Genomic DNA, 24,207 nt, shown 5'->3' with positions numbered 1-24,207 from the left:
CCGCATTCAGCACAAGTAGCTTTCAATATCTCTCATACACAAATTGAATGCGTCGTCTCCATGATAAAAGTCACGATACCAACACATGGTTTTTTCAATCGATTTCGAGATCTCCCACAGCGGCGTCAACTCAAGTTCTCGTTTAGCCTTGCCACAATCAAGGTGCAGCACCCCTGCCTCATGAGGGCCTTGAAGTTCCGACGCATAAGCAACCGAACTACCTTGCCAAAATGTACTGGCTTGGTCAATGACAGTGCGTACTGAGACATGACTTTCCGACGATGGTCCAAAGTTAAATGTAGAAAAAGTGGGAGTACATGAATACAAATGTTCCGCCAGTACTAAATAAGCACAAATAGGTTCAAGCACGTGTTGCCATGGACGCACCGCTTCGGGTCGTCGAATGGAAAGAGGTTGGTTCGAATGCCACGCTCGCACCGCATCGGGTATTAAGCGATCCGCAGCCCAATCTCCACCGCCAATCACATTTCCCGCGCGCGCTGATGCTATTCCAAGATCCGTCAGAAAAGATTTCGCATAACTTTCCACCAAAATCTCACATGCGGCTTTACTTGCGCTATAAGGGTCATGACCACCCAGCGGATCGTCTTCAACGAATGCCTGCGCATTTTCAAGGTTACGGTAAACCTTATCTGTAGTTACGACGACCACCGATCTACAACCAGGCACCTCGCGTAAGGCTTCCAATACATTCAGCGTACCATTAAAGTTCGTAGTCATCGTCTTGATCGGATCTGCGTAACTCTCGCGTACCAAAGCTTGGGCGGCCAAATGCAAGACAACCTCTGCTTCAGTGCTTTGTAGCCAGTTCTTCAATTGAGGATAATCACGAATATCAGAAAACTGTCCATTGACTCTTTGATCAATGCGGGCCGCATCAAATAGATTACGTTCGCCCATCGGCGCTAAGGCAACTCCGCTCACCTTCGCCCCCAACATCTCAAGCACCAAGGACAACCATGCTCCTTTAAACCCAGTATGGCCAGTCAATGCCACCTTACGCCCACGCCAGAATTGCGGGTTCGGCAAACGTCGTTTGGTTTGAGAAGTCACCATCGTTTCCACGGCGCGCTCCCCGATTGCCACAAATCTTCCAATAGATTTTTTTCACGCAGCGTATCCATAGGTTGCCAGAAACCAGAATGTTCAAACGCTTGGAGCTCGCCTTGCTGAGCCAGCATTGTGAGCGGCTCAGCCTCCCAACTCGTAGCATCCCCCTCGATAAAATCAATCACCTTGGGGGACAATACAAAAAATCCACCATTAATCCATCCACCATCGCCGCGTGGTTTTTCAATAAATCCTTCGACAACATCGCCATTTCTTTGTAATGCTCCATACCGGCCTGGCGGTAGCACAGCAGTAACCGTCGCGAGTTTTTTATGCTGCCGATGGAATTCGATTTCGGCACCGATATCGACATCCGACAAACCATCGCCATAGGTAAAACAAAAGGCTTCTTCCCCCTTGAGGTAAGAGGCGACTCTTTTTAGTCGTCCGCCAGTCATGGTTTCCGAGCCCGTATCGACCAAGGTGACTTTCCACGGCTCAGCATGATGTTCGTGCACTTCCATACTATTATTATTGAGATCGAACGTCACATCGGACATGTGCAAGAAATAGTTGGCGAAATACTCCTTAATGAGATACCCCTTATAGCCACAGCAGATGATGAATTCGTTCACGCCATAAGAGGAATAAGATTTCATGATGTGCCATAGAATAGGATTTCCCCCTATCTCGATCATCGGTTTTGGTTTCAGATGCGTCTCTTCAGAGATGCGCGTGCCCAAGCCCCCCGCTAAAATGACAGCCTTCATCTTTATTCCTTTTCGCAATAATGCGTCCACATTCCTCTGAACGCTTTCTCAACAGATCTGGCAAACGCTTCTTCATCCATCAGGGGTGACTTTTGCATCTCTTGTCGCATCGTCCGACGCATGTTGGCAAGTCCCCCGATATCATGCGCTAGGATGAGTGCTTTCTGCGCATACTCCTCTTCGGTACGCGCAATCCATTCGGGATGCCCCGCACCAACTAATACGCTTGAGCCAATACGGCCAACGGATGGTCTCTCCTGCAAAGTCACAAAAGGGATACCCATAAAAAGGGTTTCGAGAAGAGTCGTACCTGAATTATGTGGAAAACAATCCAGACCAATATCGATTTTGCGTAATACTTCCCAAGATGGGCTTGAGAATCCAATATCAAGGCGCTCACGTGCAATGCCATATTGCATAAAGCGATTTGCCATGTCCTCTTGAACAATAGGATCTTTAAAATCACCACTATTAATCACCAAGCGTGAGTTGGGCATCGCATCTAGAATTGCCGCCCAAATGCGGACCACTCGATGATTAATACGGACAATGCGCGAGAGACTGCCAAAAGTCACAATACCAGACTGAGCAGCAGGTGACTCGTTCAAGTCGGCCAAACGCAAATCGGGGCGATACACATAAGCGGGTCCATCCAAGCGCCACAATTTTTCTGAAAATAAATGATCGCAGTCGCCTTCGACACTAGGAGCATCCGTCATAAAATAATCGATCGCACTCAGGCCCGTCGTGTATCCATATTCCAACCAATGTAAAGACACTGGCGCTGGCTTTTGGCCGAACACGAGTAGTCGATTGGAATTCGTATGCCCAGATACATCAATCAAAATATCAATTCCATCCTGACGAATTCGTTCGGCAACCTCATCATCCGTCATGCTTCTGATGGGAATCCAGTGATCGACGATCTTTTTGTAATGTTGAGTCGTCTCGTCCTCAAACGGAATCTGCGCATACGCGAAGATTTCAAATTGTGAGCGATCATGTTTCTCTAACAGTGGAATCAAAAAGTACTTACAAACCTGATTGTAAAAAGACTGACAGACATAGCCAACTTTAAGGCGCTTATCGACACGTTTCTCGTGCGTAAAGGCTTTGAATTTTTGCATCAAGCTTTGCGCAAAACGCGTATCAAATTCCTTATAGGCGTTATAAATCACCTGTGCATCGAGATCTGGATGGTAGTTCAAGCAAAACAAAATGTTGGTATACACCTTGCGATTAAAACTTGACTCGTCATCGGTCTTGAACGAAATGGCGCGAATATTCGCCTCAATCGCTTCATCCAAATAGCCGCCATCGCGCAAAGCATCCGCATAGGCGGACCACAGTTCCGGCAGATCTTGGGTGAGCTCAAGCGCCGTTTGCCCGACCTCAATAGCTTTTCTTACCTTACCTGAATGCCGGTAAGCTTCAACCAGATTTGGATAAACTTGAAACAAATCAGGCTGCAAATTGAGTGCTTGGTGATAAACCTCAATCGCCGAATCGCACCGATCGAGGGAGCGATAGGTCAAACCCAAATTGTTATATATATAGGGTGCATTTGGCGCCAGTTGACGGGCCCGCTCAAAACAATCCAAAGCTTCTTCATACCGTCCAATAAAGCGATATGCATTGCCTAAATTATTGTGAACGTTTGCCATTTCTGGCGCGATTCGCCTTGCTTTGGTCAAGACCTCAATCGCCTCCGCACATCGCTCGAGTGAAGTCAACGCACACCCAAGGTTGTTCAACACATGGGGGTTTTCAGGAAGAATCTTGATTGCTTTTGACGCTGCCTCTAGCGCAAGCGGATATTTATATTGTTCAAGTCCTGCGATTGCGAGAAAGTCCCACGCAATCCCATCATTGGGACGACGATTCGACAACCAACTGGATGCGTGCTCTAAATCCGAGAATCTTCGCCCTGCAATCATCTGGTTTAGACATGCGTAATAAGCTGCGACGTCGGCCTGCTCATATTTAGGGAGCCCTAAAATTACTTGCAAATGAGCCACCGCGTCGACCGATTGACCGGAATCGACAAAAATTTTTGCGAGAAATTTATGCGATGCGAGATGAAGAGGAAACTTTTCAAGAAGCCCTTGGATCAACTGAATCGCTTCTTGGTGATGCCCGAACTTGAGAGAAGCCTGGGCGGCTCGCAAAACTTCACTTGGATTAGCGTTCGATTTACTCATTGCATCCTCATTGTGGGCGATTCCTTACTTTTACCAGTTCAACTGTTTCCCGACAAGAACAACAGCGTTAACCAGAAATGTTCATGCAAAAAAGACACAAACTAACTTTCCTCAACTGATTTTTGTAACATTTTACAAATAAAGGAAGCTCCAGATTAGTCGAAAAGAGCCCCAAAAGATCTTCAAATTAACCCTTAAGTATTTCAAAAACATGTCGTCAAGCGACCTTAGGCAAAAAACTTGAGCACAAAAATCGATATTTATTTACAGCAATTTCCTCAATTTTTTTAAATGCCCTCCGTTACCTGACTCAACGACGGTGCAATGGTCAACAAGACAGAATGTAATCCGATGAAATCGTCGAGTTGGTTAACTACTTAGGAGAATGATCATGTCTATCATCAATACCAATATCGCGTCTTTGAATGCCCAACGCAATTTGAGCACATCACAAAGCGCCTTAAATACATCTTTACAGCGCTTGTCTTCGGGCTTGCGCATCAACAGCGCAAAAGACGACGCCGCTGGTTTAGCGATCTCTGAACGTCTGACTTCTCAAATCGGCGGTTTAAATCAAGCTGCTCGTAATGCCAATGACGGTATCTCCCTCGCTCAAACAGCTGAAGGTGCGTTGGGCCAAATCGGTGCAAACTTGCAACGTATTCGTGACCTCGCAGTACAATCTGCAAACGGCAGTAACAGTGCTTCTGATCGTGCGGCGTTGAACAACGAAGCAAGCCAAATTATCGCTGAGATCAACCGTGTTGCCAGCAGCACTAACTTCAACGGTGTGAACTTGCTCGATGGCTCCTTCTCAGCACAAACCTTCCAAGTCGGTGCAAACAGCACTTCAAACGATCAAATCACAATTTCCTCGATCGCGAGTGCTAAGTCCTCTGCTTTGGGTGTGGGCGCAGGTTCTTCTTACGCAACAACAGTTGCCGGCGCAGGCGCGGTAACAACAACAGCCTTGTCCGCAGGTGACTTGTCAATCAACGGTTATCAAGTTGGCGCATCCGCTTCGGACGGTGTTTCGTTCTCAAATGCGACTGGTAGCGGCATCGCGAAAGCTGCTGCAATCAATGCGATCAGTGGTAGCACTGGTGTAACAGCAACAGTAGGCGCTACTACCATCGCTGGTACAGCATCAACTTCCGCAACTGCGATTGCTTCTGGCGACATTACAATTAATGGTGTGAACTTGGGTGCGTTGTCCGCCTCCACTTCTGGTGCACAACGTGGTGCTCAAGTCGCGGCTGCCGTGAACGCGATCAGTAATCAAACAGGTGTTACTGCGACCTTCAACACAACAACTGGCGCGGTTGCTCTTTCCGCAGCGGACGGACGCAATATCACAGTAACTGCATCGACAAATGCTGCTGCAGCTGCTGCCAATACAGGTATCACGGTATCTGCGACTGGTGCAACGGACATCTCAACATCGACGCTCTCTTTGTCTTCCACAAGCTCAGCTGGCATTACCTTAGCTAACGGAACTGGTACCGGTTTGACAGCTGCGAACTTAACAGGTGGTTACTCATCTGCAACGGTCACGGTAGGTGCGGGTGTATCCTCCTTGAACTTGTCGACCGCTGCCGGGGCAACCGCGGCCTTGACGACGATTGACGCTGCCTTGCAAAACATCAACTCATCTCGAGCTTCCTTGGGCGCATATCAGAATCGTTTCTCCTCTGCTGTGTCGAACCTCCAGACCAATGCAGAAAACTTGACAGCATCTCGTAGCCGTATCCGTGATGCAGACTTCGCGCAAGAAACAGCTGCGTTGACTCGTGGTCAGGTCTTGCAACAAGCAGGTACTGCGATCTTGGCTCAGGCGAACTCGTTGCCACAGGGTGTACTTGCACTCCTCCGTGGATAATTAATGATGATGCCGTAACATCACATTGATGAAAAAAAGAAGTCCCCTGGTCAGTTTTTGATCAGGGGCATTTTCGCTTAAGGAGATCATCATGAATATCCAAGCAATCGGTGGTTCAAGTTCTGCATCACTCGTCACACAAACCAGTGATCGGCCGGCACCACAAGCTGTCGCAGCAACGCAAAACGCCGCACCAGCTGAGTCATTTAACCCTGTGAGTCGCTCCGGTGAAGCACAGAAAAATTATACGACTGAACAAATTAACGAAGCGGTCAAAGCGATCAACAAAACAATTCAAAGTACATCCCAGAATCTTGAATTTAGTGTCGATGGCGGCGAAGGTAGCGTCGTAGTTAAAGTTGTCGATCAACAAACTAAAGAAGTCTTGCGACAGATCCCGAGTGAAGAAGCGTTGGAGATTGCAAAGTCACTCGACAAGCTTCAAGGGCTCTTAATAAAACAAACTGCGTAAAGAATTACTTTTACAGTTGCCTATGCAGTAAGTTTTTGAATTAAGTAGTAAAACGCCTTCTAAAGTCTGATTTGCCGCTGCCGTTACTGTTGTAAAGTACGTGCAACTACGAGGAGCATACGGTGGGCATTCAATCAACAGGAATTGGCTCGAATCTCGACGTCAACGGTCTTATCACCAAGTTGATGCAAGTTGAGAGTCAACCCTTAACGACATTAGCCAAGAAAGAAGCGAGCTATCAAGCAAAGTTGACGGCTTACGGCACGTTAACGAGCGCGCTAAGTTCTTTTCAGAGTAGCTTACCAGGCCTGTACAACCTAGCAAGCTTTCAGAATCTCAATGCAAGCTCATCGGATAGCACGATATTAACTGCAACGACAACCTCGTCTGCTATCCCTGGGACCTATAACATCAACGTTACCAAGCTGGCGCAGTCACAATCTATTTCGAGTGCCGGTCAAGCAGCGACGAATACGCCAATCGGAAGCGGCGCAGCAACCACGATCAGCATACAGTTTGGCACGATTAGCGGTGGCACATCGAGTGCTGGTGTCTACACCGGAGCCACCTTCACCCAAGATGCGAATCAGGCACTTGCGGAAATCTCCATCGATAGCACCAACAATACCTTGCAGGGAATACGGGATGCTATTAACGCTGCAGGTAAAGGTGTCACTGCGTCGATCGTTGGTGATGGTAGTGCAACTGTTCCTTACCACCTAGTTCTGAGCTCAACAAAAACTGGGGTTACTTCTAGCCTCAAGATCAGTGTTAGTGGCGATGCAAGCATTGCATCGCTACTCAACTACGACCCTAGTGGGACACAAAACCTGACCGAAGTAACGACAGGTCAAAATGCTGCTCTCACAGCAAATGGCATCGCCGTTACCAGCGCCTCGAATGCAGTGACTGGAGTCATCCAAGGTACTACCATCAATCTAGCGAAGACAGGTTCTAGCACGCTTTCCCTGAGCAATAACATTGCTGGCGTTCAGAACTCCGTCAACGGATTTGTAAAAGCCTACAATGATTTACAAACAAGCCTCAAAGCACTTACCGGCTACGATGCAGCTGCAAAGAAAGGTAGTATTTTGCAAGGCGATACGGGCGCGCTCGGGGTACAAAACCAAATTAGAAACGTGCTCAATTCAGCCGTGAATGGTCTTGGTGGTGGGCTCACCACCCTTTCTTCGATTGGAATCAGTGTTCAAAAAGATGGCACCATGGCGCTCGATTCGGCAAAACTAAGCGCCGCGCTTAACAACAATTTTTCCGAAGTGGCTGGGCTATTCGCTACTGCAGGCAAAACGACAGATAGCTTAGTCAGCTTTGCTGGCTCAACCTCGAATACCACTCAAGGCTCGTACGCCATTAATGTAACAACCCTAGCCACTCAAGGAAGTTTAACAGGTGATCTAGATCTGACAGCTGGCACAACTACGATTGCAGCCGGCACTAAAATCAAATTCACGATCGATTCAACGATGGCGTCGGTGAGCCTGACCGAGGGTACCTACTCTGCTTCGCAACTCGCTAGCATGATTCAGAGTGCAGTCAATGGCAATAGTACGTTTAGTGCGGCTGGATTAAAAATCAGCGCATCGATCAATGGTTCTGGTTTTTTGAAACTGAGTTCTGATTCGTATGGAAGCACATCGAATGTCATCCTCGCAAATGATACCGGCACGACCATTTCCAGCCTTACAGGATCTGTGAGCTCAGGCACTTCTGGTCTCAATGTTGCCGGGACAATTAATGGCTTAACTGCGAGTGGCAGCGGACAAACCTTATCAGGCGCGGTTGGAACAGTCACCGAGGGACTTAAACTCACGGTGAACGGAGGTACCATCGGCGCCAGAGGTGTCATTAATTTTTCGCGCGGATTCGCCAGTCAACTTAACGACCTCCTCTCCAGTGCGAATGGAAGTACCGGTGCCCTCGCGAGTTCAAAAGATGCGATCAATCGTAATTTAAAAGAAATTGATAAACAAAAAACGATACTCAACAATCGGCTGTTCGATGTTGAAGCACGATACAGAGCACAATTCACCGCCTTAGATAAGACGATCAGTAACCTCAATACGACTAGTTCATTTTTGACACAGCAATTGAGTGCGCTAACACAAAGCAAATAGTAAAACGCAAAGAGCAGCGAGATTACACGCCCGTAAGTAGTTAAAAAAAGGATGATGAAAATGTTTGGCTACCCCCAAAATCAAGGCGCTAATGCCTACGCCAAAGTTGGAATAGAAACGGGAGTAATTTCCGCCAGCCCGCACAAACTTATTGTCATGTTATTTGATGGAGCGATTGTCGCCATCGCAAACGCCACTCAGCATTTATCAAATGGCGATATTGCAGCGAAAGGACATGCGATATCGAAAGCAATCGCGATTATTGAAAATGGTCTGCGTGCTAGCCTCGATAAAAAAATAGGTGGTGAAATCGCTCAAAATCTCGACGCACTTTACGAATACATGAGTAGCCGCCTGATTCATGCCAACATGAACAATGAAATTGAAAGCTTAAAAGAAGTCCAAAATTTATTGCGTGACCTAAAGTCCGCTTGGGAAGCCATTAGTCCAGATAACAAATCCAACAGCGCGGCCGTGCCTCCTCCTGTACCAGCGCAGGATCCTCTTGCTCCACGCCGTTCCAATTTTTTTGAGGCATAAGAATGATGAATAGTCTTGAAATTTTAGAGATCTATGAAAAGGTTTCAGTGATCACCTCCGGCATGCTCCAAGCAGCACGTCAAGAAGATTGGGATTTACTGCAAAAATTAGAGTCAGACTGCAGCGCGCATGTCAGCACCTTGAGACTACATGACACGAGCACCGATCTTCCATCTGACCTCAAGCAAAGGAAGATTTCTATCATCAAGCAAATTCTTGCTGATGACCGGGCTATTCGCGACTTAACAGAACCGTGGATGCAGCAACTGAGCAAACTCATGAATAGCTCTCGAAATTCGCGCCAGCTCTCTGAAAGTTATGGAGCGAACCAATTGGGCTGAATTACATGTCTGACATTTTCCCAAGACTCATCAGTACTCTCGCTAACTCGACTAACGTTCGTCCAACATCGGCTGTACAAACTGTCGAAGCGATCAAGAATGAAGTTTTGGGAAAATTTGAGGCATTACCCCGAGGCACCATCCTGCATGCAGAGGTCATCAGCAGACTAAAGGATGGAACCTACATCGCCAACGTCGCCGAAATACCACTGAGACTCGCTTTACCGAGCGGCACAAAACCCGGTGAAAAACTCAATCTCAGCTTGGTGCAGCTGCACCCCTCGCCCGTTTTCTCCCTTGAGAATGGGCAACTTGCCACGGTGGTCGACCACTTACCTAAAGTCCAAGCAAGCACGACAGCTCCTGTGACAGTTTCCTTACCGGAATCCCATTCAAAAAGTAATTCCAGCGCTTCACTAACACCCCACGCCGCGCCCATCGGTGCCAACCTTTACCAAACGCTTAGTCAGGGAAACGCCACCGAGCCGCACCATTCACCTCAATCTGTTAGAAGCAGCGAATTGCAATTAAGCGAGATGGCAAAAATCATCGGAACAGTTCTGCGAGACTCGGAACGATCGAAACAAAAACTCAGCATCAAAGGTTCAATTCCACTAACCGATGATTTGACCGCAAAGTTGAACCCACGAGGATTAGCGAGTCGGCTCGAAATTCAATTGCAGCAGCAGATCGACCATAGTGGTATGTCATACGAAGCACATGTCGCACAGTGGGCTAATGGAAATCGTAGTATCGATCAGCTCAAACTTGAACCACAAGGAAAAATCGATTTACAGTTTGAAGAAACGATCCTCACTGACGAAAAGGTCGAGCAACACCAACAACTTGCGGAAATTGTCCACCAACAACTTGATCTGGTAGATGGACTTGGCTTGCATTGGCAGGGGCAACTCAGCCCGAGTATCCCGTTTCAGCTCCATATCTTTCCACCACCTTCTGAAGAACAAAAGAATTCAAGTCCAAGCCAAGAACAAAATGAAGGACATGCCGCGACGACTTCGATCATAGAACTCGATTTCCCCACACTCGGGCACATCAGGTTGGAAATTGATTTCAAGGAAAATCATAGTCAAGTGCGCTGTCAAGTGGCTTCAGCTGAACTCATTCAAGAACTTCATGATCACTCGAAAGCGCTGATTGATGCGCTCAATGCGCGGGGTCAAAAATTACAAAGCATGAAAGTTTCTTGTCCATGACCGAGCCCCAAAAACCTCCCCTGAGTGCAGTTGCTCTCTCCTATGATGCTCTCAATGACGATGCGCCACGAGTCGTTGCTAAAGGGCGCGGCCTCATCGCAGAAGAAATTATCGCGCGTGCCAATGAGCATGGTATTTTTATCCACCAATCGAAAGAACTTGTCTCACTTTTAATGAAAGTCGATCTCGACAACAGTATTCCTCCCGCACTGTATGCAGTTGTTGCAGAACTACTCGCTTGGCTATACCATATTGAAACAGAGATAACGACCAAATTGCCAGCGGCTCACGTGGCGTCACAAAAAAACACATAATCAGAAATGCAAGCAAATCTACCGTCACTCGGCACCGAAAATCAAAGCCCTTACCAAGTTGAATCACGACGTGAGATTATCGCTTTGTTGCGAGGCTTTAAAGATAAGTCTCAATTGATTAGCATGGTGATCAATAATGGTGGCGAAGCTTTCATCACCTCCGTTCTTGCAGTCGACGACAGCAACAACCAAATCATTATCGACAGCGCGCCAGATCATTCCGCCAATCAGCGTGTGGTCGCTTCCAACGTGGTTTTTTTTGATGGTTTACTCGATAAAATTAGTATCCAGTTTTCGGCCAATAAACTGCAACAGACCCAGTACGAGGGCCGCGCAGCTTTGAGCTTGGCAATCCCCAATTCAGTGATTCGCCTCCAACGACGCGAGAACTATCGAATCAATACCCCTGTATCCACCCCAATTCGTTGCGTGATCCCAATCGAGAGCGAAGGTCTGTTGGAAAAAAATCGTTTTAACTTGGTGGACATCAGCGCTGGCGGCATCGCGATCTTAGACGATCGTCGTATCTTGGATATGACTGTTGGGAAAATTTATGACGACTGTGAAATCGACTTGCCGACCATTGGCCTACTGGTGACGCAACTAGAAATCCGCAACTCGCAAGAACTGACGCTGCTCAATGGGAAGACGACACGTCGTGTTGGCTGCGCTTTTAAGAATCTCTCCAATCGAACGCTCACTGCGGTGCAGCGTTACATTATGAAGTTAGAACGTGAGCGCAACGCAAGGCTCACCGGTATCTAAGGTAGGAAATACCCTTAGATTTGCATATTCATAATATCGTGATAGGCTGAAACCAACTTGTTGCGCACTTGCACGGTTGTTTGAAACGCAATACTCGCCTTTTGCATAGAAATCATTACGTCAGATAAGCTGACGCTATCGTCGCCCATTGCAAATTTCTTCCCCAACTCTTGCGACTGGTTTTGTTGAGTATTGACAGCATCAAGCGAATTCTTTAAGGCATCCGCAAAATCGAGTTTGTTGGGTTTGTCGACAGGCTTATTAATGCCCTCCGCGGCCTCCATACGAGCCGCAGCAGCCTTCAATTGAAGCACCATGGCGTCAATCCGGCTCTTATCAATTCCTCCTACACTCATGTGCATCTCCCAATTCTTCAGATGCCATCACTCTACCAGCTTGATGAAAGCGCATTGCGATGATAAGAGCCGCTATTCCCAGCCTTTTTGAGCGTTTGAATTCGAAAAAAAGTCGCACAATTGCTAACGTGAGAAATTCTGTATGAGTTAGTCAAATGCTACAAACACTTACCCCCCCTGTTCGAGTCGGAGAATACTATGGCCACCATGAATGAAGCCGTTCTGAATGAGGCCCCGCCAGTTCCGGTGGTTTTCGGGATACCACAAACACCAGCCGTCCGCACCGTAATGCTATCGGTCGGCGCTGCGCTAATGGTCGCGATCATGGCCGGTATTTGGATGTGGAGTCAAGCACCAGACTATCGCGTCTTATTTTCGAACTTCAACGACCGTGACGGCGGCGCAATTGTCGCTTCGCTTCAACAATTGAATGTCCCCTACAAATACTCAGATGGCGGCAGCGCAATTCTCGTACCGGCAAATCAGGTTCATGATGTTCGCCTCAAACTCGCGGCACAAGGACTGCCAAAAGGTGGCAACGTTGGTTTTGAACTCATGGAAAACCAAAAACTGGGTATCTCACAATTCTTGGAACAAGTTAACTTCCAACGCGCGCTCGAAGGCGAACTGGCGCGCTCTATTCAAGCTGTGTCTGCAGTGCAAAGCGCGCGCGTGCACTTAGCAATCCCCAAGGCTTCAGTGTTCGTACGTGAGCAACAAAAACCCACGGCGTCGGTATTGTTGAACCTCTACCCAAGTCGAGTTTTAGACCAACAACAAGTCAGCGCCATCATTCATTTGGTCGCAAGTAGCATTCCAGAGTTATCCGCAAAAAATGTGACGATCGTTGATCAAAACGGTAACCTGCTTTCAGATCCGGCCAAACAAAACGCCAATCCCAACCTTGATCCTAGCCAATTGAAGTATGTCCAAGAGTACCAACTTGGTATTGTCAAAAAAATCGAATCGATCATTTCTCCTATTGTTGGAGCACAAAATGTCCGCGCTGAAGCCAGTGCTGATATCGATTTTTCAAGGACAGAACAGGCCGCTGAAACATATCGTCCCAACACACCGCCCGAGGCATCCAGCATTCGTAGTCAACAGACCAGTGAGTCCTACGGCAAAAATAACGCTGCATCTGGTGTGCCAGGAGCCTTGAGCAATCAGCCGCCGGTTCCCGCAACGGCCCCGCTCACTGCGTCTGCGGCAGCTACCAGCACCGCAGCATCAGCGCCAGCTTTAACGCAACGCGATTCGACCGTCAATTACGAAGTCGACAAAACAATCAAATACACGCAACAAGGCATGGGCGGCCTCAAACGCTTATCGGTAGCAGTGGTGGTGAACTACAAGACTGAGATCGATAAAAATGGTAAGAGCACAACGCGGCCGCTAACCGATATTGAGAAAACTCAAATTACGGACCTAGCCCGCGAAGCGATGGGCTTCAATAAGGATCGTGGAGATACACTCAACGTTGTAAACACGCCCTTCGCGCCTCCAGAAAAAGTCGTGGCAGAAGATATCCCGCTATGGAAGCAAGCCGATGTCATTCAAACCGCGAAGGAATTTGGCAAATACCTGATCGGCATCCTGGCCATGTTCTACATCTTTAGAACCTATCTAAAGCCAACCTTAAACAAGATCACTGGTAAAGACAAAGAATTGGAAGAAGCGGCCAAAGCAAAAGAGAAAGAGCAAGAAGAACTTGAAAAAACTGAAGATGCCGCCGAAGATGAAGAAGGTGCCATCGTTGAACTAGAAAGCACTGTGGACGCGCATGGAAAGAAACAGCTATCCACGTATGAAATAAACATGGATATGGCGAAACAACTCGCCGCTAGTGATCCAAAAATTGTCGCAAACGTTATTAAATCATGGGTGAGCAATGAGTGACGAAGGCATACAAAAAGCAGCGACCTTGATGCTAGCACTTGGTGAGGATGCCGCTGCGGAGGTAATGAAACATCTTGGCCCACGCGAGGTTCAAAAAATCGGCGCAGCGATGGCAACTATCGGTGCGATTCCGCATGAAACCATTGCTAAAGTGCTGGAGGAATTCAAAGAGCAAGCCGATTTAAGTTCATCGGTTGGTCTAGACTCGGACGAGTACATTCGCAACGTGTTAACCAAGGCACTTGGGGACGACAAAGCATCCTCCCTGCTCAATCGTATTCTAGGCGGCAAAGACGCCAGCGGGATCGAGAGCCTCAAATGGATGGACTCTGCTTCGGTCGCCGAATTAATCAAGAACGAGCATCCGCAGATTATTGCGACGATCTTAGTTCACCTCGAAAGCGATCAAGCCAGTGAGATCTTGAATCACTTTAGCGAACGTCTTCGTAACGATGCAGTGCTTCGGATCGCGACGCTGGACGGTATTCAGCCGACCGCATTACGTGAATTGAATGACGTCTTGACCAAGCTCCTGACTGGCAACGAAAGCTTGAAGAAAAAATCCATTGGTGGCGTTCGTGCTGCCGCGGAAATTCTGAACTTCATGAGCGGTGAAAATGAAGCCTCCATTATGGAGAATCTGCGCAAATACGATGGCGATATGGCCGAGAAGATCATGGACGAAATGTTCGTGTTCGACAATATTATGGAGATTGATGATCGCGGTATTCAATTACTTTTACGTGAAGTTCAATCAGATTCTCTGATCGTGGCGCTGAAAGGTGCGAACGCAGACATGCGCGAAAAAATCTTCAAAAATATGTCGCAACGTGCAGCGGAAATGATGCGTGAAGATTTAGAATCCAAAGGCCCTGTGCGTTTGTCAGAGGTTGAAGCTCAACAAAAACAAATTTTGATGATTGTTCGCCGCCTAGCCGACGAAGGTCAAATCATGTTAGGTGCGAAAGGCGATGACGCCTATGTCTAACGTCATTCCCAAAGAGAAGCAAACTGCTTACCAACGCTGGGAGCTCACTTCCTTCGGTGAGGCGCGCCTAAGTCAGCATGAAAAGCAGCAGCCTGAACCACCTCGTTTAACACAAGAAGAAATCGACGCTATTAAGGAAAAAGCTCGACAAGAAGCCTATGCTGAAGGCTATAAAGAAGCATATGAAACGGGGTTCATCGAGGGACGCGATGCTGGCTACCAAGAAATGCAAGAGCAAGCCAAGTTAATGCTCGAGCATCTTGAAGAACTGACGAAGGAGTTCAAGAGTCAACTCGATTCCAGCAGTGAAAGCATCGGTGCTGACCTGATTCAATTAGCCGTTTCCATCGCCAGTAAAATGACCAAACGACAGTTTGAAGTCGCACCGGACACGCTCATTGACATCATCCATGAGGCGATCAATTTACTACCATCGATTTCACAGCCGGCAAGCATCTATTTGCACCCTGACGACCGTGAGCTAGTGAAGGAATTGATCGGTGATAGGCTAGAAACACAGGGTTGGCGATTACAAGATGATCATCAACTCAGTCGCGCCGGTTGTCGTATCGAAACCGCACAGAATACCATCGATGCCACCTACGAATCACGCTGGAAGAGTCTTACCGATCGATTGATAGGTCTACCTATTCAGGAGACCTTATGAGCTTTATCGAGGCCAACGTGTTTTGGAAAAACCAACTGCAAGCGAACCTTGCAGCGGTCAATCATAGTCAACTAGAAAACGTGTCTGGCCGCGTCGTCAAAGTGACGGGTTTGGTGATGGAAGCAGTTGGTCTAAAATTGCCTGTCGGTAGCGCCTGCGTCATCCATCTTCCCAGTGGTGTTCACATCGAAGCTGAGGTAGTTGGCTTCGATGGCGACAGACTTTTCCTAATGCCACAAAACGATGTCGACGGCGTTGTCCCAGGTGCAGCCGTCTTCCCAATCACACCGATTGAAAGTTTCGACTCCGAAAAACCCCAGCGTCGTAACAGCGACCGTACCAAGCATCTTCCAGTCGGTGAAGAATTGTTGGGACGAGTACTTGATGCCAACGGACGACCACTTGATAGCCTTGGTCCCTTGCATGCGCGTGCGCGGGCACCACTTGGCGCTAGAATTTACAATCCATTGTCTCGTGCTCCAATTAAAGAGCAGCTCGACGTCGGCGTCAGAGCCATTAACAGCATGTTGACAGTAGGCCGTGGGCAACGCCTTGGTCTCTTCGCAGGCTCCGGCGTTGGTAAGAGCGTGTTACTCGGCATGATGGCACGTTACACAACAGCCGATGTCATTGTGGTCGGACTCATCGGCGAACGGGGACGCGAGGTCAAAGAGTTTATCGAAGAAATTCTAGGTGAAGAAGGACTTGCGCGTGCCGCGGTCGTTGCTGCTCCGGCTGACGCGCCACCATTGATGCGCCTCCAAGGTGCTGCCTATGCCACTACCATTGCAGAATATTTCCGCGACCAAGGGAAAAACGTTTTATTGATCATGGATTCGTTGACCCGTTACGCAATGGCGCAGCGCGAGATCGCACTCGCGATCGGCGAACCACCAGCCACCAAAGGGTATCCTCCATCAGTATTTGCCAAGCTCCCCATCTTAGTTGAACGTGCCGGCAACGGAAAACTTGGCGGTGGATCCATTACCGCGTTCTACACAGTTTTAACAGAAGGCGACGACCAGCAAGACCCTATTGCAGATTCTGCACGAGCGATTTTAGATGGACACATCGTACTCAATCGACGTTTAGCCGAGAGCGGCCACTATCCCGCCATCGATATTGAACAATCGATCAGTCGCGCGATGGTCGGTATCACCACACCACAACATCAAGCTGCTTCGCGCAAACTCAAGCAGTTGTATTCACGCTACGAGCGTAGCCGTGATCTCATCAATGTTGGCGCTTACTCTTCAGGCGCAGATCCGATGTTGGATGAGGCGATTCGAAAATTCCCAAGAATCCAAGCGTTTCTTCAACAAGAGATTGTTGAAAAAGCGGGCATAAATGAGAGTTTAGAGGGACTTTACGCTCTATTCGAAGCTTAGAAACGCTACAAAACGTCTATGATGAGACTTAAGTCACTCCGTTAGTAGAAAATGCAAAGATCGCAAATTAAGGTCTTATTGGATTTAGCAGAAGCCGAACTCGAATCCGCCACAACCCATCTTGGGAAAATGACAAAAAATCGGGATCAGGCGATTGCCCAGCTTGATATGTTGGTGCAGTACCAAGACGACTATAAATTGCGTCTGCAGAATACGGCGCAAAAAGGACTGAGCGTCGCCCAATTCGCCAACTTTCAAGCATTTATCAATAAGCTTGACCAAGCGATCGACGGACAAAAAAAAATCATTTTAGATGCGGAATATCGCGTAAAAGCTGCCACTGAACAATGGCAAGAATGTGAAAAAAAGCGCCTCATTTATCAAGAATTAGACAAAAAAGAAATCGAATTACAGCAGCAAAAGGAAGCGAAAAGAGAGCAAAAACAGACCGACGAAACCGCCAGTCGCCTGCTCTTCTATAAGCGATCCCAACCTTAGGATAAAGACGAAGATGCAAACATCCAAAGTCCCAAGCTTGCCAAGCTTCACTACTAGCACACCTACCGTGCAAGTACCTGCTTTAAACGACACCCAAGGCGCGCCAAAGACCACGTTTCAATCTTTCCTCAAGAAAGAAGTGAACACGGCGCCGAAACGTATCGAGTCCCCTCCCCCTGCTAACAATAACAAAACTGAAAAGCGGGTCGAGAGTCGTCCTGGGAATCGCGAGCCAAACACCGAAAAAGTAAAATCATCAGAACCAAAATCGGACACAAGTCCAGTCGCGAACGAAGCAAAAATCGAGGATGAGGACACACAAGAAAACGCAGCAGAAATCGCTCAAGATTCCTCTATTATTCCCTTCGAACTGTTAGCGACTTTGCACAAACTTCATCAACAGAATCAAGTACAAGATGAAAGTCCTGTAAACGGCGATAGCGATTCCCAATCTTTGGATGCATCATTGCCAGCAATCGCTGATGCAATGCCTATACTCAAAGAAAACACTGATCCCTCAATCGATAAGACCAGCATCAAAAATCCGGTCGATGTCGACGGTCGTGATGAAAAGGCGGTTCAAGGTAAATTCTCTGCCCCCCCAGCTGACACAAACTCCTTCCAACAAATTGCCGATGCAGCCAGTGACGCACTCATCGAGACTAAGCTGAGTAGCACGACCGATAGCAGCGCAATCGAAAATGGAAACAAGGATTTGAGCACGGAGAATTTTTCGTTCGGCCAAAGGGAAGTTAGACCGCGTCTGAGTGCAGAAAACATCGACACTAACAAAGTCGATATCAGGCCTAGTCCACGTCAGCCAGTTGAGAGTTCGAGTCCAAGCTTTTCCCATGAAGCGGATGATAAGGGCCTACTCGAAAATAACATCGAAGGATTGGTCACCGCAAAAGGATCAACGATTGTCGCTGGGAGCGACACAACAAATATCAACGGTGCGGATCGCTCTCGTGCAGGTCTAATGCAAGATCTAAAAAATGTAAGATCAACCACCGTCTCCGACACGAACTCGTTGAAAAACGAGGCCACTCAAGCTGTGCTTGCAAGTGGCACAAGTTCCCCCCTTTCAGGCGAACTACTACGGTCAGGAGCCTCCCCAAAACAGGAAAACTTTGAGCAACAAAACACTCTCAGCGCAACGAATTTGGATCTAAGCATATCAAATGCTCGAAACGTTGATCGTGATGCATTGTCGCGCCCCTTGAATGATGTGCTCTCGAAAGATGCGACATCCGAAAATCTGCTGACTGCAAATAGCAGTCAAGGTACTGATCCGACGACCACCAGCACTACAGTCCTCACTCAAGCCAGCGCTCAACATGAGGATCGTACCTCAAAGATAGACCAAAACGAACAGAACTCTGCCCTGCAAACTTCAGCTCTAGAAAAAAAAGCCAGCGATAGCGTCGCAACTAGCGTGGTTCAAAATTCGACGAGCCTGATGTCACGGCCGCCTGAGCCGAAGAACATGGAGCCGAATCGCCCTCAGAAACCACGCAACTCGAAAGACGAGGCGGATCTGGATATCCGTACGCGCTCGACGGACACCATCAGAACGACAAATGACCCGATTACATCGGGTAGCATACCGACCAATGCGCGCAATTTGTCAGAACAAAGTTCTGAGAACAAATTTTCGAGTGCTTTAATCTCAGCGAATGCTAATGCGGTCATCAACAATGCAACACCTCCAAACGCAAACGGAAGCCTTGGAACAGTCGGCACAAGCGAAGCCCGCACCATCACCGAAAATTCGCGTGAATTCATTTCATATAAACTCGGCTCGCAAGAATGGAATCGCGCCATTGGTCAAAAAGTCATAATGATGGTGGCGGGAAGCGAACAAAGCGCGGAGTTGAGTCTGAATCCACCTGAGCTTGGCCCTTTACAAGTCGTGTTGAGCTTGAACGACAACCAAGTGAATGCAAATTTCATATCCTCCAACATGGAGGTTCGTGAAGCGATTGAAGCAGCCGCGCCACGACTGCGCGAAATGATGGACAACGCTGGCGTGTCACTGACAGGTTTTTCCGTCAATTCTCAAGCCTCACAATCGCATCAACAAGAGCGACCAGAACAAAGATCCCCGGCGCCATCCCAACGCGAACTAGCACGTGAGAATAGTGCCGAACAAAATCGCCCTGCGACCACTCGCAGTGCTCCGACTCCACGCGGTAGTGTTGATACTTTTGTTTAATTTGGAGATTGCGTTGCAAATTGATTGTTTTTTTAAAACTTACTTAAAACTCAACTTCGCTACGCCCTAAACACGACTATAATTAATCCAGCGAAATAAATTCCCTGGTGAAACTTTTTGAAGTTAACTCTTGGACCGTTCCGCCAATTGAATTTATGAGCTAAAGCGGAAATCCCATTCTTTTTTTGGGTTAGAAAAAAGAGAAAATCGGGATAATGATTAACTAAGAGAGATGCAATTGAAGTAGCGAGAGGACATCATGTCAAAAGCTCCTGCAAAACCAGCAGATGGCGCAGCACCACCGAAATCGAAAAAGAAGCTCATCGTCATTATCCTTGCAGCCGTAGTCGTGCTTGCAGGCGCAGGTGGTGGTGCGTTCTTTTTCCTGTCAAAGAAAAAAGCACCGAACAAAGAGAAGGAACATAAAGAAGAGGTTGCAAAGGCTCCCGTCTTTCTTCCCCTCGAACCTTTCGTGGTGAATTTGCAATCTGAAGGTGGGGACAAGTATCTTCAAGTGCAAATGACCTTACAGGTACCGGATGACGCTCAAGTCACTCTCATCAAGGCCAACGTGCCACAAGTGCGAAGTCGACTTCTGATGCTTTTATCGAGTAAAGATGCGAATGAAATCTTGACTCAAGAAGGCAAAGATAAATTGATCGAAGAAATTATCGAACAGGTCAACTTACCGTTTGTCCCGAAAGGCGATCCGCAAAAAGTGAGCGGAGTATTTTTCACTTCTTTTGTAGTGCAATAACATCGTGTCTGATAATTTTCTATCACAGGAAGAAGTCGATGCCCTTTTGAAGGGCGTGACTGGCGACCAAGACGAAACCGATAACCTTGAGGATACCTCGGGCGTTCGCCCGTATAATCTGGCGACTCAAGAACGTATCGTTCGCGGTCGTATGCCGACCTTAGAAATTATCAATGAACGATTTGCACGCCTGCTGAGGATTGGCCTATTTAACTTCTTGCGCCGCAGTGCTGAGGTCTCAGTTGGGACTGTCAAAGTTTCTAAATACAGCGAATTTATTCGAAACTTGGTCGTTCCAACCAACCTCAATTTGACCCACATGAAACCGCTGCGTGGCACCTCCTTGATCGTACTCGATCCAGGTTTGGTGTTTCTGTTGGTGGATAATTTGTTTGGTGGGGACGGTCGCTTTCACACTCGTGTTGAAGGCCGTGACTTTACGCAAACTGAGCAAAGGATTATTCAGCGTATCCTCGAGATTATTTACGAGACTTATGCGAAGTCTTGGGAACCTGTTTATCCCGTTCAATTTGAGTATATTCGCTCAGAAATGAACACTCAGTTCGCCAATATTGCAACGCCCAATGAAGTGGTGGTATCGACCACCTTCACCATTGAGCTCGGCCCCGTCAGCGGCGAAATGCATATGTGCATGCCCTACTCAATGATTGAACCAATTCGTGACCTCTTGACCAGTAGTTTGCAAGGCGAAACCTTAGAAATCGACAAACGCTGGGTGCGTTTGATGACGCAACAAATTCAAATTGCAGAAGTCGAACTCGTCGCCGACCTCGGTCAGACTCGCATCACTTTGGGCGACATCTTAAATATGAAAGTCGGTGACATTATTCCTTTAAGTGTGCCAGAAATCGTATCAGCCAAAGTGGATGGCACTCCGGTAATGGAATGTAAATATGGCGTCTTCAACGGCAACTATGCGCTACGCGTCGAAAAACTATTAGGCTCAAGTGTCAATGATATCGCTCATGAAATGATGCATGGAGAAAACAATGGATGATAATAACGATACCCCTATCAGCGAAGACGATTGGGGCGCTGCGATTGCAGAGCAGGAGCGCGCTGATGCTGAAGCTGCGGCACGTGCAGCCGCCGCACCCGCAGTCACATCCGGCGCAGGTCTGTTCCAAGAGTTTGGCAAAGGTCCTCAAACTCAAACCCAAAACGACATCGACTTCATTCTTGATATTCCTGTTCAGTTAACAGTTGAACTGGGACGTACCAAAATCGCCATCAAGAACTTGCTCCAATTGGCACAAGGCTCAGTGGTCGAACTCGATGGCCTCGCTGGTGAGCCTATGGATGTTCTGGTAAATGGTTGCTTAATCGCCCAAGGTGAAGTTGTGGTCGTGAACGACAAATTCGGTATTCGTTTGACGGACATTGTCACACCAGCCGAACGGATTAGAAAACTCAATAAATGATGCTTTGGGAATCCTTTCGCTCAGCTCGTTCACATTGGCTGTCTGTCTCGACAGCTCTAGCGCTAATATTGCTGACGACGTCGAGCCAAGCGGCTGCACAATCGAATAAAGTGGCACCAAGTACAGGCTTATTACAAATCTTTGCTGCGTTAGCATTCGTTATTGCCTTGATGCTCGCCTTGGCGTGGCTCTTCAAACGTGTCGGCCCTTTGGCGCATTCCCAACAGTTGCCAATGAAAGTGATTGGCGGTCTTAATTTGGGACATCGAGAGAAAGTCATTGTGATTGAAGTAGCCGATCAGTGGTTAGTCCTCGGTGTGACCCCGCAACAAATTACCAAGCTCGCAGAATTAGAAAAACGCGAACTTGCCACGCCCGATTCCAGTGGACCAATACAAAACAATTTTGCCGATTGGCTCAAGAAGACACTCGACAAGCGCAGCGCAACCACCAATTAAGAAACTATGAAGCACCAACGCGCCCTCATCGGTCTCAGCCTTCTCGCGAGCGTCTTTTTGCTGGCTCTGCCAGAAATGGCCTACGCTCAAGGAAATAGCGCTTTACCAGTCATTACAAGTAGCCCAGCTTCCGGTGGTGGCCAGAATTATTCGCTCAGCATCCAAACGCTACTCTTCCTCACGGCACTGAGTTTCTTGCCAGCGGTGCTCTTGATGATGACAAGCTTCACACGCATCATCATTGTCTTGTCTTTATTGCGCCAAGCGCTCGGAACCCAAGGCGCGCCGCCCAATCAAGTCTTGGTGGGACTCTCGCTATTTCTGACCTTGTTCGTGATGGGACCTAGCTTCGACAAGATCTATCAAGACGCGTATATCCCGTTCACCGAAAACAAAATCACCATGCAAAAAGCCATGGAAAAAGGGGCTGAACCACTGAAACAATTCATGCTGAAACAGACTCGAGAAAGCGATATCGCGCTTTACGTGCGCTTGTCCGAAACTCCGCAACTGCAGGGCCCTGAAGATATTCCATTACGGGTTTTGATTCCTGCCTTTATCACCAGTGAGTTAAAGACTGCATTCCAAATCGGTTTCGCTATTTTTATTCCATTTTTGATTATCGATATGGTGGTCGCCAGTGTCCTGATGGCCATGGGTATGATGATGGTATCCCCCTCTATCGTGTCACTGCCTTTCAAGTTGATGCTATTCGTTTTAGTCGATGGCTGGCAGCTCTTGATTGGATCATTAGCGAAGAGTTTCTTCTAGAGGTTTTTATGAATCCCGAGAGCGTTATGACGATGGGGCGCCATGCCATTGAAATCACCTTATTGATTTCAGCGCCACTACTTTTGGTCGCATTGATCATCGGTTTGATCGTCAGCATTTTTCAAGCGGCCACCCAAATCAACGAGACCACACTCTCGTTCATCCCAAAACTCGCTGGCATTTTTATCACCCTAATCGTGGCAGGACCTTGGATGTTAACGGTGATGGGTGACTACATGCGTGAAGTCTTCACGAACATCGCCTTTATCGCTGGCTAATTATGCTGAGTATCAGCAGCCAAGAACTCGTCGGTTTGGTCGCTGCTTTTCTGTGGCCCCTCACACGCATCTTGGGCTTTATCGTTGTAGCGCCTCCGTTCGGGAATAACGGCGTCCCACCTTTAGTGAAAATCGCCCTAGGCGTAATGCTGTCACTGATTGTCGCGCCCACCCTACAACTTCCACCTCAACTCGACATGGTCTCACTGACGGGGATCATGATTCTGCTACAGCAGTTTGTGATCGGCCTTGCCATGGGTTTCATGGTGCGTGTGATCATGGCCGGCGTTGAAATGGCTGGTGAGGTTGCTGGATTAACGATGGGGCTCGGTTTCGCCACTTTTTTTGATCCCCAAACACGTGGCCGTTCCACAGCAATTAGTCAATTTTTGGTCATCATTACCACGCTCATCATCCTGTCACTCAATATCCACCTTGCCATGTTCGAGGCGCTTGTCATGAGCTTTAAGACCATCCCCATCTCGACTAGCTTGGAAATGGGATTTAGCCCCTACACTTTGGCAAAATGGGGAGAGGAGATTTTCAAACTGGGAATGGTCTTGTCTTTGCCTATCGTCGCTGCATTATTGATTGCCAATATCGCACTTGGAATTTTGACTCGCGCGGCGCCACAACTTAATTTATTTGGTATTGGATTTCCAATTACGATCACGGTTGGCTACGTCATGCTCGGCTTAGTCCTTCCTTATCTGTTACCAGCGCTTGAAGGCAGTTTTCGCCACCTGATTGACGCTCTCAATGGATTAGGTCAACATGGGAAGTAA

At 47.8% G+C, this 24,207-nt stretch carries 25 protein-coding genes; 21 read left to right on the top strand and 4 right to left on the bottom strand.

The features are described 5' to 3' along the window. Nucleotides 1–6: 6 nt before the first annotated feature. Genes rfbG through RF679_RS08075 form a run of 3 tightly spaced genes read right to left on the bottom strand, consistent with a single transcriptional unit; the run spans nucleotide 7 to nucleotide 4,042 of the window. The gene (gene rfbG / locus RF679_RS08085; protein WP_309483704.1) at nucleotides 7–1,077 is read right to left on the bottom strand and encodes a CDP-glucose 4,6-dehydratase; all 1,071 of its coding nucleotides are present in this window, start codon (nucleotides 1,075–1,077) and stop codon (nucleotides 7–9) included. Continuing rightward, nucleotides 1,071–1,841 carry a glucose-1-phosphate cytidylyltransferase gene (gene rfbF / locus RF679_RS08080; protein ID WP_309483703.1) on the bottom strand — a complete coding sequence of 257 codons (771 nt, stop codon included), beginning with the start codon at nucleotides 1,839–1,841 and terminating at the stop codon, nucleotides 1,071–1,073. Before rfbF ends, rfbG begins: the two co-directional genes overlap by 7 nt. A gap of 2 nt (nucleotides 1,842–1,843) precedes the next feature. Continuing rightward, nucleotides 1,844–4,042 carry an O-linked N-acetylglucosamine transferase, SPINDLY family protein gene (locus tag RF679_RS08075; protein WP_309483702.1) on the bottom strand — a complete coding sequence of 733 codons (2,199 nt, stop codon included), beginning with the start codon at nucleotides 4,040–4,042 and terminating at the stop codon, nucleotides 1,844–1,846. Between the two features lie 391 nt (nucleotides 4,043–4,433). Here RF679_RS08075 and RF679_RS08070 point away from each other — a divergent pair, with 391 nt between their 5' ends. The 8 genes from RF679_RS08070 to RF679_RS08035 all read left to right on the top strand — a co-directional run bounded on the left by RF679_RS08070 (nucleotide 4,434) and on the right by RF679_RS08035 (nucleotide 11,705). Further along, nucleotides 4,434–5,921 carry a flagellin N-terminal helical domain-containing protein gene (locus RF679_RS08070; protein WP_309483701.1) on the top strand — a complete coding sequence of 496 codons (1,488 nt, stop codon included), beginning with the start codon at nucleotides 4,434–4,436 and terminating at the stop codon, nucleotides 5,919–5,921. A 91-nt stretch (nucleotides 5,922–6,012) separates the two neighbouring features. Beyond that, nucleotides 6,013–6,393 carry a flagellar protein FlaG gene (locus tag RF679_RS08065; protein ID WP_309483700.1) on the top strand — a complete coding sequence of 127 codons (381 nt, stop codon included), beginning with the start codon at nucleotides 6,013–6,015 and terminating at the stop codon, nucleotides 6,391–6,393. Nucleotides 6,394–6,515: 122 nt separating this feature from the next. Then, nucleotides 6,516–8,528, top strand: coding sequence for a flagellar filament capping protein FliD (gene fliD, locus RF679_RS08060; protein ID WP_309483699.1), 2,013 nt, complete (start codon nucleotides 6,516–6,518; stop codon nucleotides 8,526–8,528). Nucleotides 8,529–8,588: 60 nt separating this feature from the next. Beyond that, nucleotides 8,589–9,068 (top strand): flagellar export chaperone FliS, encoded by a 480-nt coding sequence (gene fliS, locus RF679_RS08055; protein WP_309483987.1) that lies wholly within the window; start codon nucleotides 8,589–8,591, stop codon nucleotides 9,066–9,068. Nucleotides 9,069–9,070: 2 nt separating this feature from the next. Then, a complete protein-coding gene (locus tag RF679_RS08050) occupies nucleotides 9,071–9,409 on the top strand; it encodes a flagellar protein FliT (protein ID WP_309483698.1) in 339 nt (112 codons plus the stop codon). A gap of 5 nt (nucleotides 9,410–9,414) precedes the next feature. After that, nucleotides 9,415–10,626, top strand: a complete 1,212-nt coding sequence (gene fliK, locus RF679_RS08045; protein WP_309483697.1) for a flagellar hook-length control protein FliK — start codon at nucleotides 9,415–9,417, stop codon at nucleotides 10,624–10,626. Then, nucleotides 10,623–10,940: an EscU/YscU/HrcU family type III secretion system export apparatus switch protein gene (locus RF679_RS08040; RefSeq protein WP_309483696.1), complete on the top strand. Its 318-nt coding sequence runs from the start codon at nucleotides 10,623–10,625 to the stop codon at nucleotides 10,938–10,940. Before fliK ends, RF679_RS08040 begins: the two co-directional genes overlap by 4 nt. A gap of 6 nt (nucleotides 10,941–10,946) precedes the next feature. Beyond that, on the top strand, nucleotides 10,947–11,705 hold the full coding sequence (locus tag RF679_RS08035) for a flagellar brake protein (RefSeq protein ID WP_309483695.1): 759 nt from the start codon (nucleotides 10,947–10,949) through the stop codon (nucleotides 11,703–11,705). A gap of 14 nt (nucleotides 11,706–11,719) precedes the next feature. Here RF679_RS08035 and fliE read toward each other — a convergent pair whose 3' ends face one another. Next, nucleotides 11,720–12,061, bottom strand: a complete 342-nt coding sequence (gene fliE, locus RF679_RS08030; protein ID WP_309483694.1) for a flagellar hook-basal body complex protein FliE — start codon at nucleotides 12,059–12,061, stop codon at nucleotides 11,720–11,722. Nucleotides 12,062–12,259: 198 nt separating this feature from the next. On the opposite strand from fliE, the gene fliF reads away from it, so the two are divergent. The 13 genes from fliF to fliR all read left to right on the top strand — a co-directional run bounded on the left by fliF (nucleotide 12,260) and on the right by fliR (nucleotide 24,207). Next, nucleotides 12,260–13,960 carry a flagellar basal-body MS-ring/collar protein FliF gene (gene fliF, locus RF679_RS08025; RefSeq protein ID WP_373921749.1) on the top strand — a complete coding sequence of 567 codons (1,701 nt, stop codon included), beginning with the start codon at nucleotides 12,260–12,262 and terminating at the stop codon, nucleotides 13,958–13,960. After that, nucleotides 13,953–14,948, top strand: coding sequence for a flagellar motor switch protein FliG (fliG, locus tag RF679_RS08020; RefSeq protein WP_309483693.1), 996 nt, complete (start codon nucleotides 13,953–13,955; stop codon nucleotides 14,946–14,948). Before fliF ends, fliG begins: the two co-directional genes overlap by 8 nt. Next, nucleotides 14,941–15,615, top strand: coding sequence for a flagellar assembly protein FliH (locus RF679_RS08015; protein WP_309483692.1), 675 nt, complete (start codon nucleotides 14,941–14,943; stop codon nucleotides 15,613–15,615). The genes fliG and RF679_RS08015 overlap by 8 nt, the downstream gene beginning before the upstream one ends. Continuing rightward, nucleotides 15,612–17,003 (top strand): flagellar protein export ATPase FliI, encoded by a 1,392-nt coding sequence (gene fliI, locus RF679_RS08010; protein ID WP_309483691.1) that lies wholly within the window; start codon nucleotides 15,612–15,614, stop codon nucleotides 17,001–17,003. Before RF679_RS08015 ends, fliI begins: the two co-directional genes overlap by 4 nt. Before the next feature lie 51 nt (nucleotides 17,004–17,054). Beyond that, nucleotides 17,055–17,501: a flagellar export protein FliJ gene (fliJ, locus tag RF679_RS08005; protein WP_309483690.1), complete on the top strand. Its 447-nt coding sequence runs from the start codon at nucleotides 17,055–17,057 to the stop codon at nucleotides 17,499–17,501. 13 nt (nucleotides 17,502–17,514) lie between these two features. Further along, nucleotides 17,515–19,716: a flagellar hook-length control protein FliK gene (locus RF679_RS08000; protein WP_309483689.1), complete on the top strand. Its 2,202-nt coding sequence runs from the start codon at nucleotides 17,515–17,517 to the stop codon at nucleotides 19,714–19,716. Between the two features lie 259 nt (nucleotides 19,717–19,975). Further along, nucleotides 19,976–20,473 (top strand): flagellar basal body-associated protein FliL, encoded by a 498-nt coding sequence (gene fliL / locus RF679_RS07995; protein WP_309483688.1) that lies wholly within the window; start codon nucleotides 19,976–19,978, stop codon nucleotides 20,471–20,473. Nucleotides 20,474–20,477: 4 nt separating this feature from the next. Next, nucleotides 20,478–21,491 carry a flagellar motor switch protein FliM gene (gene fliM, locus RF679_RS07990; protein ID WP_309483687.1) on the top strand — a complete coding sequence of 338 codons (1,014 nt, stop codon included), beginning with the start codon at nucleotides 20,478–20,480 and terminating at the stop codon, nucleotides 21,489–21,491. Next, entirely contained in the window at nucleotides 21,484–21,915 is a 432-nt protein-coding gene (gene fliN, locus RF679_RS07985; protein WP_309483686.1) for a flagellar motor switch protein FliN, read from the top strand. Before fliM ends, fliN begins: the two co-directional genes overlap by 8 nt. Next, nucleotides 21,912–22,373: a flagellar biosynthetic protein FliO gene (fliO, locus tag RF679_RS07980; protein WP_309483685.1), complete on the top strand. Its 462-nt coding sequence runs from the start codon at nucleotides 21,912–21,914 to the stop codon at nucleotides 22,371–22,373. Before fliN ends, fliO begins: the two co-directional genes overlap by 4 nt. A 6-nt stretch (nucleotides 22,374–22,379) precedes the next feature. Beyond that, nucleotides 22,380–23,144 carry a flagellar type III secretion system pore protein FliP gene (fliP, locus tag RF679_RS07975; RefSeq protein WP_309483684.1) on the top strand — a complete coding sequence of 255 codons (765 nt, stop codon included), beginning with the start codon at nucleotides 22,380–22,382 and terminating at the stop codon, nucleotides 23,142–23,144. Nucleotides 23,145–23,152: 8 nt separating this feature from the next. Next, the gene (gene fliQ, locus RF679_RS07970; RefSeq protein WP_309483683.1) at nucleotides 23,153–23,422 is read left to right on the top strand and encodes a flagellar biosynthesis protein FliQ; all 270 of its coding nucleotides are present in this window, start codon (nucleotides 23,153–23,155) and stop codon (nucleotides 23,420–23,422) included. Nucleotides 23,423–23,424: 2 nt separating this feature from the next. Beyond that, nucleotides 23,425–24,207 (top strand): flagellar biosynthetic protein FliR, encoded by a 783-nt coding sequence (fliR, locus tag RF679_RS07965; protein ID WP_309483682.1) that lies wholly within the window; start codon nucleotides 23,425–23,427, stop codon nucleotides 24,205–24,207.

Origin of the sequence: Undibacterium cyanobacteriorum (assembly GCF_031326225.1) — a bacterium.
Taxonomy (GTDB): Bacteria; Pseudomonadota; Gammaproteobacteria; order Burkholderiales; family Burkholderiaceae_D; genus Undibacterium; species Undibacterium cyanobacteriorum.
This window is presented reverse-complemented; position numbering and strand designations above follow the sequence as displayed.

Coding starts and splice junctions, on each gene's coding strand:
- rfbG (WP_309483704.1), bottom strand. CDS start 1,077: ATGGTGACTTCTCAAACCAAACGACGTTTGCCGAACCCGCAATTCTGG.
- rfbF (WP_309483703.1), bottom strand. CDS start 1,841: ATGAAGGCTGTCATTTTAGCGGGGGGCTTGGGCACGCGCATCTCTGAA.
- RF679_RS08075 (WP_309483702.1), bottom strand. CDS start 4,042: ATGAGTAAATCGAACGCTAATCCAAGTGAAGTTTTGCGAGCCGCCCAG.
- RF679_RS08070 (WP_309483701.1), top strand. CDS start 4,434: ATGTCTATCATCAATACCAATATCGCGTCTTTGAATGCCCAACGCAAT.
- RF679_RS08065 (WP_309483700.1), top strand. CDS start 6,013: ATGAATATCCAAGCAATCGGTGGTTCAAGTTCTGCATCACTCGTCACA.
- fliS (WP_309483987.1), top strand. CDS start 8,589: ATGTTTGGCTACCCCCAAAATCAAGGCGCTAATGCCTACGCCAAAGTT.
- RF679_RS08050 (WP_309483698.1), top strand. CDS start 9,071: ATGATGAATAGTCTTGAAATTTTAGAGATCTATGAAAAGGTTTCAGTG.
- fliK (WP_309483697.1), top strand. CDS start 9,415: ATGTCTGACATTTTCCCAAGACTCATCAGTACTCTCGCTAACTCGACT.
- RF679_RS08040 (WP_309483696.1), top strand. CDS start 10,623: ATGACCGAGCCCCAAAAACCTCCCCTGAGTGCAGTTGCTCTCTCCTAT.
- RF679_RS08035 (WP_309483695.1), top strand. CDS start 10,947: ATGCAAGCAAATCTACCGTCACTCGGCACCGAAAATCAAAGCCCTTAC.
- fliE (WP_309483694.1), bottom strand. CDS start 12,061: ATGAGTGTAGGAGGAATTGATAAGAGCCGGATTGACGCCATGGTGCTT.
- fliF (WP_373921749.1), top strand. CDS start 12,260: ATGGCCACCATGAATGAAGCCGTTCTGAATGAGGCCCCGCCAGTTCCG.
- fliG (WP_309483693.1), top strand. CDS start 13,953: ATGAGTGACGAAGGCATACAAAAAGCAGCGACCTTGATGCTAGCACTT.
- RF679_RS08015 (WP_309483692.1), top strand. CDS start 14,941: ATGTCTAACGTCATTCCCAAAGAGAAGCAAACTGCTTACCAACGCTGG.
- fliI (WP_309483691.1), top strand. CDS start 15,612: ATGAGCTTTATCGAGGCCAACGTGTTTTGGAAAAACCAACTGCAAGCG.
- fliJ (WP_309483690.1), top strand. CDS start 17,055: ATGCAAAGATCGCAAATTAAGGTCTTATTGGATTTAGCAGAAGCCGAA.
- RF679_RS08000 (WP_309483689.1), top strand. CDS start 17,515: ATGCAAACATCCAAAGTCCCAAGCTTGCCAAGCTTCACTACTAGCACA.
- fliL (WP_309483688.1), top strand. CDS start 19,976: ATGTCAAAAGCTCCTGCAAAACCAGCAGATGGCGCAGCACCACCGAAA.
- fliN (WP_309483686.1), top strand. CDS start 21,484: ATGGATGATAATAACGATACCCCTATCAGCGAAGACGATTGGGGCGCT.
- fliO (WP_309483685.1), top strand. CDS start 21,912: ATGATGCTTTGGGAATCCTTTCGCTCAGCTCGTTCACATTGGCTGTCT.
- fliP (WP_309483684.1), top strand. CDS start 22,380: ATGAAGCACCAACGCGCCCTCATCGGTCTCAGCCTTCTCGCGAGCGTC.
- fliQ (WP_309483683.1), top strand. CDS start 23,153: ATGAATCCCGAGAGCGTTATGACGATGGGGCGCCATGCCATTGAAATC.
- fliR (WP_309483682.1), top strand. CDS start 23,425: ATGCTGAGTATCAGCAGCCAAGAACTCGTCGGTTTGGTCGCTGCTTTT.